Raw genomic sequence first — 16,415 nt, forward strand, 5'->3', positions numbered from 1 at the left:
GCGATTAAAGGAAGGAAAAGCGTAATATCAATGATCTTTTTTATTAATGCACAAATGCCGGAGCAGAAATCAGGGATTGAACATGCGGAGTTAAAACGACTGGAGCTTTTTAACAAGATGAAGGTAGATTGTCGGCTGATTTTGCGGGATTGGAGCGCGGACACCCACCGCCTCACGCAGGCCGCTGGGATTGACGACCAGCAATTGATCAACATGTTTGACTACTACCAGCAAGCTTTACAAGTACAACGTCACATAGTTCACCCCGATGATTTAGATTTTGGAGTCGCGGACGTTGAACTCAAATATGAACCGGAAAATCAGCAGTATTTAGTGGTAACGCCTGCTCAGGAACTGGTCGCTCGGATTAATGTCGCGGGTGACGAGGAGCGGGTGGTCTCTACCGAACTTTTTGACGGCTTTGGAAATCTTTATCGAGTTGACAACTACGATTACCGAGGCTTTGTCTCCCTTTCACAATGGTACACTCCCGATAATCAGATTGAAAATGAAGAATGGAAAACTCCGGAAGGTAAAACAGTTATCGAAGCTTTTACCAAGCAGAACCGGGCTGGTGAACTTAAACCATCAGGATGGAAATTAACGGACCGTCACGGAAAAGTTTATCAATTTGACACGATTGAAACCTTTACGAAGCATTTTCTAGACGAGCTGAATGACGATTTTTGGTCGACCAAGCAACCTAATATTTTTGTGTTGGATCGTAATCATTTAGCTGACTGGGCCTTTTTAAACATGGAAAAACCAGCTTATCGAGTGATTCATTTGCACAACTCACACGCTAGTGATGCACAAGCGCCCATGGATTCTACGTTGAACCAGCATTATGAATTTGCGTTGCGGTCGATGGATCGCTACGACGCTTTTATCAGTGCAACCCAAAAGCAAACTGCAGACGTTCAAGAGCGTTTTCACCCCCATACCCGGTTATTTACCATCCCGGTAGGCATTGTGCCCGAGCAGTTACGACAAGCCCCCCAAGTTCCAGTTGCTAAGCGGAAGTTTGGAAAAATGGTGGCTTTTGCTCGGATTGCGTGGGAGAAGCACCTTGACGACCTAGTGCGGGCGATTGCCATCGTCCACCAGACGATTCCAGAAGTGACGCTCGATCTTTATGGTTATGCGGACCCTGCGAATAACTACGAAGCTAAACGGAAAGTGGAAGAGGTTATCCAGGAAAACCATTTAGAAAAGGTGGTTAGTTTTAAGGGATATACCACTGCGATAGATGAAGTGGAAAATCAGGCGATGATGTTTGGGTTGACTTCGCGAATGGAAGGCTTCAACTTAGCCGTAATGGAAGGGATTGCCCACGGATTAATTTCCTTTACTTACGACGTTAATTACGGGCCCAATGAGATTGTAGAAAATGACGTGAATGGTAATGTGGTACCTTACGGTGATTACGAAGCGTTGGCGCAAGCAATCATCAAGGTTTTACAAGATCAGCAATTAGCGCAGCGTTATTCCACCGGAGCGTACACTTCGGCCGAGCGTTATTCGGAAAAACAAGTTTGGCAAGCTTGGCAGGCGCTACTAGATGACGCACAAGCAAGCTGGCCAGCAAAGCTTCAGGCAATGCCAGAATTTCGGGAGGATGTTGAATAATGAAGTATTTTGTTAGCCGAGGAATTTACACCTTTAATTCGGGAACTGAGCATGCTCAAGCCCAACGGACCCGTCTTTTTAACCAACAAAATGATCCCGCACGGTACGTAACGATGGATTATAACCGCTTTTGGTTGCGGGATGCCCAGCGCGTTGGATTGGCCGGCGATCAAGTATTAAACATGTACGATTATTTTCAAGGAACTACGCAAACGCCAACCGTGGCGGTACCGGTACGGGAATTTAAGCAGTTGCCGTTTGATGAATACCAACTGGTTGATCATGGCCCCGATTATTATACGGTCGATCACGCGGGCCGACAGCTTGCACGGATCAATATTTTACCAGGGACGGTCGGCTTGGTAGGGGACGTGGAATATTACGACCGCTTTGATAACCTAGTTTCCCGGGATAATTACGATTGGCGCGGTTTCAAATCGTCAATTGATTACTTCCACCCCGATGGCAGCTTAGGAGTGCGCCGCTTTTTAAATTTAGCAGGAGAAGTAGTTTTAGAAAATGTTTATATGAACGTTGCGGATCAATTACAGCCCACCATGTGGAAACTGATTGGTTATCACGGGCAGGATTACCGGTTTGACTCGCAAGAGGACTTGTTTTTATTCTTCTTAAACGAAATTGCGGAACAAGACGACAAAGCGGTCATGGTTGCCGACCACCGCGACGTGGATTTGATGGTTATGCAAGTTGAAAAGGCCCAATCCCGGTGGTTAGCCTTTCATGGAGCGCACGCGGACCATCACGGCAATGTTTATGCAGCCTATACACCCGCATTTCAAGCAGAACCGGGAGAAATTGATGGAATCATCGTGCCTACTGTCCAACAGCAGACGGCTATTCAAGGGCAATTTCCCGAGACACCAGTTTACGTGGCGGCTGATACGGTAGTTGATGCTAAGATTTTGGCTAATACCGTTTCTAAAAAGAAGCGTACTCCCGACCACGCTATTTTCAGTGGACGTTTAGAAAGTGATCGGCGCCCCGACGAAGCGTTGGCAGCTTTTTTGCGGTTGTTTGATCAGCTTCCCGACGCGACGTTGGAATACCGGGGCTACACAAATGATCACCAACTATTAGGTCGTTTGAAACAGATGGCCCAACACATGGGAATTGCCGAGCACGTTATTTTTGGTGATTACTTGCCGGATGCAGCAATGGACAATTTCTATAATCAGGCACAGGTACTCATTAATACGGCTTACGACGAAGCTGGCGGGATTAGCGTCATTGAAGCCATGGCGCATGGGGTTCCGGTGGTTGCTTACTATACCGACTACGGCATTGAAAATTTAGTGGAAAATAATGTCAACGGGTTTGTCGTCACAAATGGTGATCAGGCGCAGATGGCCCGACGAGTAAAACAAATTCTACAGGACCCAGATTTGTGGCAAAAATTAAGCCGGGGAGCTCAACAAACGGCCCAGGCTTATCAAGCAAGAACGGTTTATCAACAGTGGAAAAATATTCTAGGATGAGTAAATAAAAACAGCGCGGGACAGCAATTGAATAATTGATGAACATTAACTAAAAATGACCATTATGCCTGAATTTGGCGTAATGGTCATTTTGGGATTAAGCGGAATAAACTGACTTTTGACGCTGTTGAAGGCAACGCACCAAAAATTTTTAGTTTTACTCAGCTGCTATTTGTTTTAAATGAAAAAATTATTTAATAACGCGGAAGCGTTCGTCATCTGGCATAAATTCCTTATCGCCAGCTGGTTGTTCAATTGAACCGAATGGCATTTGTGCCTTCAAAGTCCAGTTAGCTGGAATATCGAATTTTTCTGCGATGAATTTGTCAGCAATTGGGTTGTAGTGTTGAAGAGAAGCGCCAATGCCTTCGTTAGCTAATGCAGTCCAAACGTCCACGTTAGCAATTCCCATTCCGTGTTCACCAAACATGTCAAATGCATCTTTGTATAGTGGGAAATTCTTCTTCAAGTCAGCGATGACGTCTTCATCGGTGTAGAAGAGGACGGTACCGAGTCCGGCCTTAAATGCGCCTTCGACCTTTGCCTTGGTAGCTTTAAAGGCTTCTTCGTTAGGAACTTCGCCGTGTAAAATATCTAAAATTCCATCCCAAAGTTCATCGTGAGCCTTACCGTAAAGGATAACCGCGCGGATTGATTGGCTATTAAATGCGCTTGGTGATTGGCGAATTGCTTCTTCGATGATTTCGGTAATTTCGTCTTCGCTAAGCTTTACGTTTTTACCTAGTGCGTAGATTGACCGACGTTTTTTTAAGTTTTCTAAAAATGAATTTGACATATTGAACATCCCTTCTGTAACTATAATTGTCTGGCTTACTTTTAGTAAGTAGCTTTAGTATATAAAAAAGTTGAGGGGATTGCAAGTTTTTTAGAAAATAAATTGACCGATTGCCAATCAATTGTAATAATATGGTTAATAAACGATGTGGCGGAGGATGGAAGATGAAGAAAATTATCACGGTGATGGCAGCTTTAACGATGGCAGTCACCTTGGGAGCTTGCGGTAAGAAAGCGGCGTCGAGCGGGACGGTTTCCTCAGAAAAAACGACCCAGTCGCCAACCAAGCTGCAAGTGGTTACTAAGAAAAAGAAGACTAATAATTTGGGAAACGTTTTGATCACGATCAAGACTAACTCAAAAGCTAAAGTTAAGATAACCAACACTAAAACTAAGAAGGTAGCAAATTTAACGGCGGATGCGGATGGAAAGTTAATCTTTAACGCGCATTTAGGCGAACACACCAAGGAAGCCGAATTTATGATTACCGCTACGGCTAAACATCATCAAGCTAGTGGAACGCAAAAGTTTAAAGTATATAACGATTCGGCTGCTTACCACGAGTGGGAACAAAATCAAAGCAGCGCGGCGGAATCCTCTTCTTCTGCTGAAGAATCTTCATCGGTGGACGAACAATCTTCGTCTGCAGATGACAGCAGTGCAGAAGTAGATATTACGGCTGGCGATGATGTATCCAGTGCGGCTAGTTCCAGCAATTCGAATACTGGAACGAACACTACGGGAACCGCGGGCGGTGGTTACGTGGCTCCAAGCTATAGTGCGCCAAGTTACAGCTATCCAATCTACCAAGGCGGAGGCAACCATTATCATTCAAGTACCAGCGGCGGGAGTGCTAGTTCAGCGCCAAGTTCTAACGATACGGTAAGCGATCAAGCTGACGAATCGGACACGGATGCCACGGTAAATAACGCCGTTACTGATAAAGTTGAAGCAACTACGGAAGAAGCAACGGAAAGTGCGGATTAAAATAAAAAAGTTGGGGTTAGAATTAAAATTCTTACCTCAACTTTTTTAATTTCATCAATATTATTTTTATTTTCTACATTTACCGGCTTAACTTAGTCCTCAAACGGTGCTAAGTGATTTACCGGACCATATTTGTGGCCTACAGCAATGGAGTTGCTAATTGCGGCGGTAACGAAGCGTTTGCCGATTCGAATAGCAGTGGCAATGTCAGTTCCCTTAGCAATTTCAGCAGTGATGCAAGCTGAAAGTACGTCACCTGTACCGTTAACCCGGTCCGTTTCGACGTATGGGGCGCTCATCCAGAAGCTTTCACCATTTTCTAGAAGAACGAAATCGCGTACTTCGCTTTGAGCACCTGGTTTATGCGAACCCTTAAGGACCACATTTTTAGCGCCCATTTCCTGCAACATCTTTGCAGCGCGTTCCATGTCATCGTCATTTTGAATGTCAATGCCGGTTAACTTGATTGCCTCATAAAAATTAGGGGTAATCACGGTAGCTAACGGAATCAACTTCGCCTTCAAAGTTTCAAACGCGTCTTCCTCCAATAGTAAGGCACCGTGTTTGGTAATGATGACCGGATCCAAAACTAAAGGACCAAAGTCGAATTTTTGATAATTTTTGACAACGGTTTCAATCATTGGTGCATCAGCTAACATTCCGGTTTTGCTAGCCCGGATTTTGAAATCGTCGGCTAGGGATTGAAATTCCTGGTCAACGAAATCAGTAGGAAGCGGGTGACTAGCTTGAATACCGTAAGAGTTTCCGGCAACGCAAGCGGTCATCACGCACATTCCGTGGACATCGCGACGTTGGAAGGTGTTTAAATCAGCCTCCATTCCTGCGCTACCATCGGAATCAGAACCGGCGATTGTTAAAGCTTGTGGAAATTCATTTGACATTAAACTCACTCCTTATTCTTTATTGGTTTAAGGATAACATATTTAAAAATTGGTAGATCAGCAAGTTGGGAAAAGAAAAAGGGAGTTTCCCCTCAGCCTAGTGTTGAGCGGGAAAACCTCCCCCAAAAAAATTAAAAAAGTTATCGACGAAGCGCCGCTTGTAAATTAGTGGCGGCATTTTGGAAAATAATTTGCTGAATCCGATTAACTGAAAGTTGAACTACCGAGTTTTCATTGCGAACTTGTTGGTGGATTAGACCGGTAAATTGGTTCCAATGCTTAATTAATTCTGGAATCGACGGGTAGTTAGCTTCTCGAAATACCGCGAATAAAACGTCAACGATTCGATTAGCGTCTTCTTCGGTAATGCTAGGAGACAGCTGTTTGAAGAAGGGGGATTGATCAAAACCTGCTGGGGCCGCGATTCCCACGGCACTTGCAAAACTCCCCGTCCGGTCCGTGGTCCATGAAGTAAGGTCATGCTGCCAAATCCCCGCGTTTAAACTATTAACAGTTCGCTTGGGAAAGGGATGCATCCCCACTAAGGAAAATACCGAAAGCGGCGCCATTAATTCTAAGACAGGTACGTCAAAATGGTATTTTCCTACGGGTAAGCCCGGACTTTCAAACAGTAAAACCTGTTGAATGCGTTGAGCTGTCGGGGTTGTCAGATGATCACAAGCTAGGGCGGCAATTGCAGCGCCACGAGAGAAGCCCACGCAAATGATTTGGCGATCGTCAGCTTGTAAACTGCGTTGCAAATATGCTTGGGCAGCGCTTTGCAAAGCCTCGGGGTCCGTTAGCGCAAAGTGCAGGTCCTTTCGCCAACTAAGCAGCGTTCCGTTAGGGCCCCGAAAGGCGATCACTTTTAGTGTTTTGGTTATTCCTAAAGTGATTGCTAAAAAATGCTCGTTATCCGGACTGAGTTTTTCTAAAGTAACCTTCTGGTAACGATTGCTGTGGGCAATCTGTTCTAATAGTTGCCGATCGGCCGGAAGGGTTAAATAATCCTTGGCCTGGATCTGGGCGAGAAGCGTAGCACAAAAATCCGGCAGTAACGCCGGCAACGCTAATTCACTAGTGGCCATAGTTAATGGCAATTCAACCAACCGGCTAAATAAGGCTAGGTCTAGTTCTAGCGGATCGTGGATTGGTCGCTGGTACTCGCTTAGAAAATTGGTTAATTTAGTCATTTAAATTTGCCCCGATCTCTTTATCTATATGAAAAAGGGTAGCACGCGACTAGTTTTTCAGTCAAACGATGCTTTCACGTCAATTAACTATCTATGATATACTGAAAGCGAATACAATATTGGTTTAGACCAGTGTGAATAAGGAGGAAAAATAATGGGTAGACTAGGTATTTCGATTTATCCCGACCGAATGGGGATTGAGGAAACCAAAGAATATATTAAATTGGCAAGTAAATATGGTTTTCAACGGATCTTCACGTCGTTCTTGCAAATTAAGGGGGATCAAGATCAGGTGGTGGCCCGTTTCAAAGACTTAATTGAATACGGCAAGTCGTTAGGAATGGACACCATGGTGGACATGAACCCGAAGTTGTTTAAACAATTGGGCGTGTCATATGATAACCTTAAATTTTTCCACGACATTGGTGCGTGGGCAGTACGGTTAGACGAAGGTTTCACGGGAATGGAAGAAGCGCGGATGACGCATAATCCATACGGATTGAAGGTCGAGGTCAACATGAGTCGCGGTACCCATTATATTGACCAAATTATGGATTATGCTCCCGACCGGCAAAATCTAATCGGGTCGCATAACTTTTATCCGCAACGCTACACCGGATTAGGTTTGGACTACTTTAAGCAAACTTCCCAACAATACCGGCGGCATAATATTAATACGGCGGCCTTTGTGAACGCGCCGTCTGGTTCAGTGGGACCTTGGCCGTTACAAGAGGGAATGGTCTCGTTAGAAATGCATCGCGGCCAATCATTGTTTACTCAAATCATGCATTTGAAAATGTTGGGCTTAATTGACGATATTCTAATTTCAAATGCTGGAGTGAGTGAGGCGGATCTTAAAGAAGCGGCAGCGGCCTTCAACGCTTCGCAACCAATCGTGCGGGTGATTGCGGATGCCGGCTTGACCGATACTGAACGGAAAATTATTTTCGATAGCCAACACACGTACCGGGGTGATCACTCCGATTACGTACTACGGAGTACCATGACACGGGTTTGGTATAAGGATGAAGATGTTCCGGCGCGCCATACGGTCCCAATTCATAAGGGCGACGTGTTAGTAATGAATAACGAATACGCACAATATAAGGCGGAAACCCAAATTGCGTTGCAAGATTTAGAAAACAACGGCCGAGTGAACGTGGTGGGCCACGTGGCACCAACTGATATGATGCTGTTGGAAACATTGCAGCCGTGGAGTGATTTTAGGATGGTAGAGGGCTCTGGAACCCGGGCAGCTCTTGAGGATTAACGAAAAATAGGCCTAGTCGCGATTTAAGCGACTAGGCCTATTTTTGGTTAACCGGAGAGAGTTGGGTTCCAGAGCCCGTTTTGACTAGGTAGCAGAAGAACGCACAGGCATTAATCGCAGGTTGTGTGATTGATGCCTTAATTTAGCTAACCGGAAGCAACTGGGGCTAAGAGCCCGTTTCGACTGAGTAGCAGAGAAGCGCGACCATACTTTTTAATCCGGCACGAGAAGCTAAGTTAATGCCCTGTACTACTTCTAAAATGGTCATTCAAGCAAAAAAGTGGGTTTCCTACCGTAGTTAACTAATTTTGACAAATTATTTGACTCAAAAGGGTTACTAAAAAAACAAATTACATATTTGTGCGTATTGGTTTTAATTTGTAGGTACAAATGTTAATATGAACTTGTGAAAGCGATTTCAACGCTTTGGCCGGTATTACAAGGGTATATCACTTATTTTGCACGTTTGATTATTGGGATGCCGGCAAATTTATTTATAAGGAGGTTGTTGTAATGGGTGACAACAATAAAACCAATGGATTTGCTGAAAAGCTAATGCCTTTGGCAAGTAAAGTAGCATCTTCTCGTCACTTGGTAGCATTGCGGGATGGATTTGCCTTAGTTATGCCACTGATCATTATTGGTTCAGTGTTTATGATTATTAGTCAATTTCCAATTCCAGCTTATTTAAACATGATGACGAGTTTGTTTGGTGCCGGTTGGCAAGATACGGTCGGCTGGGCTACCAACGCAACGTTTAGTATTATCGGGATGGTAGCGGTAATCGGGATTTCGTTTGAATTAGCGAAGTCTTACGATGGAATCGACGCCATTTCGGCAAGTATGGTTTCCTTAGCGGCATTTATGTTAACGATTCCATTAAATGTCGATAAAGCGGGAGCGGTTTGGGTTCCGTTAACTCAATTAGGTTCAATGGGCTTGTTTGAAGCTTTGCTGATTGGTCTATTCGTAACCGACGCCTTCGTTTGGATGATTCATAAGGATTGGCAATTTAAGATGCCAGACACGGTTCCACCTGCCGTCGGTCACGCCTTTTCATCATTGATTCCTGGATTTGTAATTATTTTAGGAATGTGGCTATTACGGCTTTTGGTTAGCTTTACCGACTTTAAGACGATTCCAAACGTAATCACGGTAATCGTTTCGCAACCATTGAACGCGGTTGGCGGATCAATCTTCGGAATGTTAGTTGCTGAATTCTTCGTTGTCTTCCTATGGCTATTCGGTATTCATGGTTCTAACGTAGTTGGGGGGATCATGGCGCCGGTTTGGTTAGGTAAGATGGCGGAAAACGCTGACGCTGCGAAGGCACACAAAGCGTTACCAAACATCGTTACCCAACAATTCGTGGATAACTTCATTCACTTTGGTGGTGCTGGTGAAACCTTGGCATTGGCGTTTATGCTAATGTTCTTGGCGAAGTCAGAAAACTTCCGGGCCATTGGTAAATTAACTGCGATTCCTGGTTTATTTAACATTAATGAACCGATCATCTTCGGGGTTCCAATGGTATTGAATCCGGTAATGGCAATTCCGTTCGTTATTGTTCCATTAATTTCGGTAGTAACCACTTACTACGCAATGAAGTTCGGTTTGGTTGCTAAGCCACTTGGAATTGCGGTTCCATGGACCACTCCGCCACTGATTTCTGGTTACTTGGCAACTGGTAAGATTTCGGGTGCGGTAATTCAATTAGTTAACCTAGCAATTGGTGGACTAGTTTACTACCCATTCTTCAAGATTGCTGACCGTCAAGCTCTTCAACAAGAAGAAGCAAAACGCGCAGAAATGAACGCTTAGAAAATAAAAATGTGGCTAAACGAGTAAAGTTTAGTCGCATTTTTTTGATAAAAAACGGCAATTGTCAAAGGTTGGTTAAACAACGTTATTACGAATAACCAAACCAACTAACTAATGTAATGAGAGTGCTGGTTAGTGCGCAAATTAGAAACCGCCTGCATGAAATTATGTAATGGTTTATGATGGTGAAGAAGGCGATAAAGCGCCTCATTTAGGGATGGGAGATTGATTTTAATGAGTAAACATAAGCAAAAATTGACTTCTGAGCAACGAACGCAACGCGCCCAAAATGCTCAGAAAGTGATTGCCAACGCGCGTAAGCCCCGGCTAATGATTAAAGACTTGCCCGGATGGATGCAAAATGCGGCGTTAAACCGGTTCAACTGGTTGCGCTGGTTGCCCTTTGTTCCGCTAATGATTGTGCTCCTCACGGCACCGATGTTACAAAACGAGGTGCCAGCTACGTTGAAGGCCACTGGTGGGATGATTAATAAAAATGCGTTATTTTTGGTGCCGTTTGCTTGCCTACTGGGCGCATACGGTTGCTGGATTGCGATTAAATCCCGGCGACGTGCTGATCACGTAGATGGAGACGTAAACCGGTTTGCATTGATGGAAATGGAAACCATCATCGGGGACCTGTTGGTAATACTGATTTGTACCGTCATCTCCATTTGGCAAGTCTTTGTGGCCTTTCACTAGAACACTATAAAATGTATATAACGCTGAAGGTTTTCACCCTATACCGAAAGGCGCTAATACTTGCTGATTTTTTGTAAGCGGTTAAAATCGATAGTGGAGGTTGATAAAAATGACAAAAAAAGTATTAGTTTTAGGAGCACACGGGCAAATTGCTCAATTAGCAGAAAAGGAATTTATGGAAGAAACCGACGATGAGCTGAAGCTTTTCTTACGGAATGCTAAGCGACTCACTCCATCTAATCCTGACCGGGAAACGGTAATTGACGGGGATGCGGCTAACGTTGACCAATTGAAAGATGCTATGCAAGGAGTTGATGCGGTTTACGCTAACCTTGCAGGTAATAACATCGCCGATCAAGCAAAAGCGGTCGTTGAAGCGATGGACGCAACCGGCGTTAAGCGCCTCGTTTGGATTTCTACGTTAGGAATTTATGACGAAGTACCGGGCAAATTTGGCGAATGGAATAATTCTACGCTAGGTAGCTACCTCACGCGGTATCGGTCAGCAGCGGACGTTATCGAAGCTAGTGACCTAGATTATACGGTGGTTCGGCCAGCATGGTTAACTAACCACGATGAAATTGAATACGAATTTACTCAAAAGGGCGAAGACTTCAAGGGAACGGAAGTTTCACGAAAGAGTATCGCACACGTAGTAGTTGATTTAATTCAAAACAATACGGAAATTAAGCATTCCATCGGGGTCAATAAACCTAATACCGATGGTGACAAACCAAGCTGGTATTAGTAACTTAAGTTTGTTAACTTGACCGACCTGAAGTACTTGAAATGAAGCGAGGAGAATAAGGGGCGGATAGTTGGTGAATGTTAATGAAAATCGGCAATTATGCCTCAATTGGCATAGTTGCCGATTTTTGGTTAAGCAGCGAGTAGCTATTGGGATTCTTAAACAAAGGCCAACCTCCCTAAACGTTGTTCAACAATTTTTCCAAGGAGCTGATTTTATTAATTAAAGGCTATCCAAACGGCCTCCTTAGATGGCCAGCTGGATTTGGTTAGTTGGTAAGTTTCGCGGAATTCTTGCCTCGGATGAACGTTATTCTGTATAATTCATACTATAGTTACGACAAGTTTTAATGAAAAAAATAAAGGTGGTATTAGCCCATGAATATTGATTGGAAAGCAGAAGTTGAGCAACGTAAAGATCAAATGTTAGAACGTCTAATGGAATTGTTGAAAATTGACAGTTCCCGCGATGTAGAACATGCCGAAAAGGATGCCCCGCTTGGTCCGGGACCTAAGGCAGCCCTTTTGAAGATGTTAGAATTCGCCGAAGCAGACGGATTTACAACCAAAAACGTTGAAAATGTGGCAGGTCACGTCGAATATGGCGATGGCAAAGAAATTTTAGGTATTTTAGGACACCTTGACGAAGTTCCCGCTGGTGAAGGTTGGGATACCGACCCATTTGCGCCAGTGGTCAAAGATGGCCGAATTTATGCTCGGGGAGTTAGCGATGATAAAGGTCCCGTTTTGGCTGCTTACCTAGGGTTACAAATCATTAAGGACCTTAAGTTGCCAGTTTCTAAGAAGGTGCGTTTGATTTTAGGAACTGACGAAGAGTCCGACTGGTACGGAATGGACCGTTATTTGGCAACTGAGCAAACACCCGACTTCGGTTTTTCGCCAGATGCTGAATTCCCAATTATTAACGGGGAAAAGGGGATTGCTTCTTTCGAAGTTGAAGTGCCCGCACAATCAGCAACTGGGGATTTTGAATTACAATCTTTCAAGGGCGGAATCAAGGACAACATGATTCCTCGCGAAGCTAAGGCGGTTGTCTTAGCAAAAGCAGACGTGGACGAAGCTGCTTGGCAAGCTGAATACCAAGAATACCTAAGTGAAAACGGCCTTACCGGGGCAATGAACGTTGCCGGACAACAAATCACCTTTGACTTAGTAGGTAAGTCCGCACACGCCTTGGAACCCAAGGCAGGCTTGAACGCGGCCACTTTCTTAGCCGACTTCTTGAACCGTAAAGTGGCTAACGATTACCTTAAATTAATTGCAGAAAAAATGCACCTAGATTCACGGGGACACCAATTGAAGATTAATACCGTGGACCCTCAAATGGGCGATTTGACGGTTTCACCAGACTTGTTTGACTACCAAGCAGGACAAGCTGGTACGGTAATTATCAATATTCGTTACCCACAATCCATCTCTACGGATGAAATCATTAAGAATGCGACGGCAGCGTTGGCTGATTTCGAGGCTAAAGTTGCTTTACATGGTCACGCACAAGAACCACATTACGTTCCTGCTGACGATCCGTTGGTAAAGACTTTGCTTCAAATTTACACGGAACACACCGGAGAAGCAGGACAAGAAATGGTAATCGGCGGGGGAACCTATGGCCGGATTTTAGAACGCGGAGTTGCCTTTGGAGCGCAGTTCCCTGGCCGGGAAAACGTTATGCACCAAGCTAACGAATACATGGCAATTGAAGACATTGTCAACGCAGCTGCAATCTACGCTCACGCAATTTATGAATTAGCTAAATAAGGTTGACACTAGTTTGAATTATCCGTAAAATTAACAGCGATATTGAAGCAATGAAGTAGCCTAGTAGCGGGATGGGTTCAGCAATTAGAAATCTGGTGGGAGCTGCAAACCAGACTGACCCATTCGGTGAATTACACTATGGAGCTTTCTGCTTAAAAGAACGGATCATCTCGTTATCGATGTTGAGCGGAGTGTAATAACTCAATTCAAGGTGGTAACGCGGAATTTTTCGTCCCTGATCAGTTGATTGGGGGCGTTTTTTATTCCATTGATGATTAATAACAGAATGGAGGGTACTAACTGATGAACATTATTGACGAATTAGATTGGCGGGGCGCAATCAACCAGCAAACCGACGAAGAAGGTCTTAAGAAATTAACCGAAGAAAAATCAATTGGTTTATATGCGGGAATTGACCCAACTGGGGACAGTATGCACATTGGGCACTTGATCCCGTTCATGGTTTTGAAACGATTCCAACAAGCCGGACACAAACCGGTAATCTTAATCGGTGGCGGAACGGGTTCAATTGGGGATCCGTCAGGTAAGAAATCCGAACGGGTTCTCCAATCCATGGAACAAGTTCACCACAATGAAGAAGCCTTGAAGAAACAATTGGTTAAATTCTTTGGGACAGATAATTTCCGAATTGTGAACAATTACGACTGGCTTTCAAAAATGTCCTTGCTGGATTTCTTGCGCGACTACGGAAAATTATTCAACGTTAATACAATGTTAGCTAAGGATATCGTAGCTAGTCGCCTAGAAGTCGGAATTTCCTTTACCGAATTCACGTACCAAATTTTGCAATCGGTCGATTTCTTGCATTTATACAAACACGAAGACGTGCAATTGCAAATTGGTGGTGGTGACCAATGGGGAAATATCACAGCTGGTACTGATTTAATCCACCGGATGGAAGGCCAGGACGCCAAGGTTTATGGTTTGACAATTCCGCTATTGCTAAAGGCGGATGGAACGAAATTTGGTAAATCAGAAGGCGGCAACGTTTGGCTTGATCCTGAAAAGACGACCCCTTACGAATTCTACCAATTCTGGTTAAACCAAGACGACCGTGACGTGGTGAAGTTCTTGAAGTACTTTACTTTCCTTAGCCACGAAGAAATTGAACGGTTAGCAGAAACGGTTAAAACAGCTCCTGAAAAACGCGAAGCACAACGGCGTTTGGCAGAAGAAGTTACGGAATTCGTCCACGGCAAGGCTGCGGTAGAGGAAGCACAACATATTTCAGCAGCCCTTTTCTCTGGGGATGTGAAGGACCTCACCGCAAGCGAAATCGAACAAGGTTTCAAGAACATGCCAAGTGTGGAAGTCGAAAACAAGAAGGAAAACATTGTTTTGTGGTTGGTCGACACCACGAAAATTGAACCATCTCGGCGTCAAGCCCGGGAAGACATTAAGAACGGTGCCATCCGAATTAATGGAGAAAAGATTACGGATGTGGACGCTGAAATTGATCCAACTAGTCATTTTGATGGCAAATTCGTGATCGTTCGGCGCGGTAAGAAGAAGTATTTCTTAGCACGGGTAAAATAATTAACGATAAAAAGGGTTCGCAACAAACCAAGTTAGGTTGTTGCGAACCTTTTTTTGTTAAGTATGACATTACTTGTGAACGTCTTTGATTTTAAAGGCTAAGAAGAGGGCGCAGATTTCTAATAGTAGAAAACAACTAAAAACGCCCAAGAAATTGTCGGTACCTAAAATGACGGTGGCAATTACCACGGCCGTTGAACCCAGGACCTGGCGAACGGTGGCAATGATGGACGAACCGTGCGGAATTAAATGGTCAGGCAACGAATTGGCGCCGAGCGTGGTGGCAGGCATCATTACAAAGGCGTTTCCGGCCTCCACCACCATCGTAGCCAAAATAGCAATTACCAGACTTTCTAAAAAGACGTTGAGGATCATTAACGACCAGCCCGCGATGAAGATGGCGATTCCGATGATCATAACGGGTTTAAAACCGATCCGGTCAGCTAATTTACCACTTTGCCGGTTGAGCCAGGATAAAAGGGCCGCGGCGGGAACTAGTGCGAGTCCCGACCAAAACGGCGAAAGGTGTAAAACTTGTTGGAAATAAAGTGGCATGACGATGGTGACGGTAATCAACGACATGTACGCAAACGCCGTTAGTAAAACCCCAAGGTCAAAATTTTTAATGCGCATAATTTCTAGGTGAAGCAGCGGGTTAGTTAAGTGGAACTGACGAATAACGAACCAGGCTAACATTCCTAACGAGATTGCTAAAATGATGGCGAGTGAAAGGTTCCAACCCTGTTGGTTAATCTCATTGATAAAATATAGCAAGCCGATAATTCCTAAAGAAAGCAGCACCGAAACAAAATCTAACTCGGAATGGCTTTGCTGTACGGGACTAACGATGGTTTTGAACGCTAGCAGGGTGACTAGGATTAATAGACAGTTAAAGAAGATGAAGATTGACTGCCAATTAAAGATTTGTAGAATTACTCCGGAAAGAATCGGTCCCACTGCAAGGGCCGAACCCATAACTAGGCCAACGGTTCCCATGGTGGCTCCCCGTTGCCCTTCGGGAGTGATCTGCAAAATTACCGACTGGTATGTGGGAAATAGTACCCCAACGGAGAAACCTTCCATTAACCGACCGACCATCATCATTGCGAAATTTGGCGCAAAAATAATGATGAAGGTTCCGATAATGAAAATTAGCAATAAGCTAATGTACATCCGTTTGAAATTAAGGTTATTTAGCATCCACGGTGAAAGAGGCATCACTACCGACATGATTAACATAAAGCCGGTAGTGAGCCAGGCGACCGTGCTAGCTGGTAAGTTAAAGTAATGCATGAAGGTGGGATAAGCGGTTGACAGGGATGATTGACTTATCGACATGGTAAACGTCCCAAGCAGTAGCGTGGCGACGAACCAACGGTAAGCTTTTTTAGATAATGGAGTCATAAAATAAGTCGCTTCCTTTGTTTTTGTTTATAACAGTTCTAAAGTACAACACGAATGACGGACTGTAAAGGTGGATTATCAACGGTTAAGGAAGCATATTCGGGGGTTGGTGCAGCTTTATCCAACTTTTTGT

At 44.3% G+C, this 16,415-nt stretch carries 13 protein-coding genes and 1 other annotated feature; of the genes, 9 read left to right on the top strand and 4 right to left on the bottom strand.

Annotation, left to right across the window (positions count from 1 at the left end; genetic code table 11):
* Positions 1–30: 30 nt before the first annotated feature.
* Entirely contained in the window at positions 31–1,629 is a 1,599-nt protein-coding gene (locus tag HMPREF0623_RS07385) for a glycosyltransferase family 4 protein (RefSeq protein ID WP_004166549.1), read from the top strand.
* Positions 1,629–3,125, top strand: coding sequence for a glycosyltransferase (locus HMPREF0623_RS07390; protein WP_004166550.1), 1,497 nt, complete (start codon positions 1,629–1,631; stop codon positions 3,123–3,125). The genes HMPREF0623_RS07385 and HMPREF0623_RS07390 overlap by 1 nt, the downstream gene beginning before the upstream one ends.
* A 190-nt stretch (positions 3,126–3,315) precedes the next feature.
* On the opposite strand, the gene HMPREF0623_RS07395 is transcribed toward HMPREF0623_RS07390, so the two are convergent.
* The gene (locus HMPREF0623_RS07395; RefSeq protein WP_002830941.1) at positions 3,316–3,921 is read right to left on the bottom strand and encodes a nitroreductase family protein; all 606 of its coding nucleotides are present in this window, start codon (positions 3,919–3,921) and stop codon (positions 3,316–3,318) included.
* A gap of 164 nt (positions 3,922–4,085) precedes the next feature.
* Here HMPREF0623_RS07395 and HMPREF0623_RS07400 point away from each other — a divergent pair, with 164 nt between their 5' ends.
* Entirely contained in the window at positions 4,086–4,907 is an 822-nt protein-coding gene (locus HMPREF0623_RS07400; protein ID WP_036671396.1) for an LptM family lipoprotein, read from the top strand.
* A 92-nt stretch (positions 4,908–4,999) separates the two neighbouring features.
* Here HMPREF0623_RS07400 and thiD read toward each other — a convergent pair whose 3' ends face one another.
* Together thiD and HMPREF0623_RS07410 are read right to left on the bottom strand one after the other, a co-directional pair.
* Complete coding sequence (thiD, locus tag HMPREF0623_RS07405; protein WP_002830558.1) at positions 5,000–5,809, bottom strand: bifunctional hydroxymethylpyrimidine kinase/phosphomethylpyrimidine kinase; 810 nt, start codon at positions 5,807–5,809, stop codon at positions 5,000–5,002.
* 140 nt (positions 5,810–5,949) lie between these two features.
* Entirely contained in the window at positions 5,950–7,002 is a 1,053-nt protein-coding gene (locus HMPREF0623_RS07410; protein WP_004166553.1) for an Mbeg1-like protein, read from the bottom strand.
* Positions 7,003–7,156: 154 nt separating this feature from the next.
* Here HMPREF0623_RS07410 and HMPREF0623_RS07415 point away from each other — a divergent pair, with 154 nt between their 5' ends.
* The 6 genes from HMPREF0623_RS07415 (at position 7,157) to tyrS (ending at position 14,878) form a co-directional block, all read left to right on the top strand.
* Positions 7,157–8,272: a DUF871 domain-containing protein gene (locus tag HMPREF0623_RS07415; protein ID WP_004166554.1), complete on the top strand. Its 1,116-nt coding sequence runs from the start codon at positions 7,157–7,159 to the stop codon at positions 8,270–8,272.
* Positions 8,273–8,785: 513 nt separating this feature from the next.
* Positions 8,786–10,093 carry a PTS cellobiose transporter subunit IIC gene (gene celB / locus HMPREF0623_RS07420; protein WP_002830555.1) on the top strand — a complete coding sequence of 436 codons (1,308 nt, stop codon included), beginning with the start codon at positions 8,786–8,788 and terminating at the stop codon, positions 10,091–10,093.
* Positions 10,094–10,327: 234 nt separating this feature from the next.
* A complete protein-coding gene (locus tag HMPREF0623_RS07425) occupies positions 10,328–10,795 on the top strand; it encodes a hypothetical protein (RefSeq protein ID WP_004166557.1) in 468 nt (155 codons plus the stop codon).
* A gap of 109 nt (positions 10,796–10,904) precedes the next feature.
* Entirely contained in the window at positions 10,905–11,543 is a 639-nt protein-coding gene (locus tag HMPREF0623_RS07430) for an SDR family oxidoreductase (RefSeq protein WP_004166558.1), read from the top strand.
* Positions 11,544–11,920: 377 nt separating this feature from the next.
* Complete coding sequence (gene pepV, locus HMPREF0623_RS07435) at positions 11,921–13,321, top strand: dipeptidase PepV (protein ID WP_002830948.1); 1,401 nt, start codon at positions 11,921–11,923, stop codon at positions 13,319–13,321.
* Between the two features lie 41 nt (positions 13,322–13,362).
* Positions 13,363–13,561: a binding site (T-box leader), on the top strand.
* Positions 13,562–13,624: 63 nt separating this feature from the next.
* Entirely contained in the window at positions 13,625–14,878 is a 1,254-nt protein-coding gene (gene tyrS / locus HMPREF0623_RS07440) for a tyrosine--tRNA ligase (RefSeq protein ID WP_002830950.1), read from the top strand.
* A 69-nt stretch (positions 14,879–14,947) separates the two neighbouring features.
* On the opposite strand, the gene HMPREF0623_RS07445 is transcribed toward tyrS, so the two are convergent.
* Entirely contained in the window at positions 14,948–16,282 is a 1,335-nt protein-coding gene (locus HMPREF0623_RS07445; protein WP_002830951.1) for an MFS transporter, read from the bottom strand.
* Positions 16,283–16,415 lie beyond the last annotated feature (133 nt).

It is taken from the genome of Pediococcus acidilactici DSM 20284 (genome assembly GCF_000146325.1).
GTDB classification, from domain to species: domain Bacteria; phylum Bacillota; class Bacilli; order Lactobacillales; family Lactobacillaceae; genus Pediococcus; species Pediococcus acidilactici.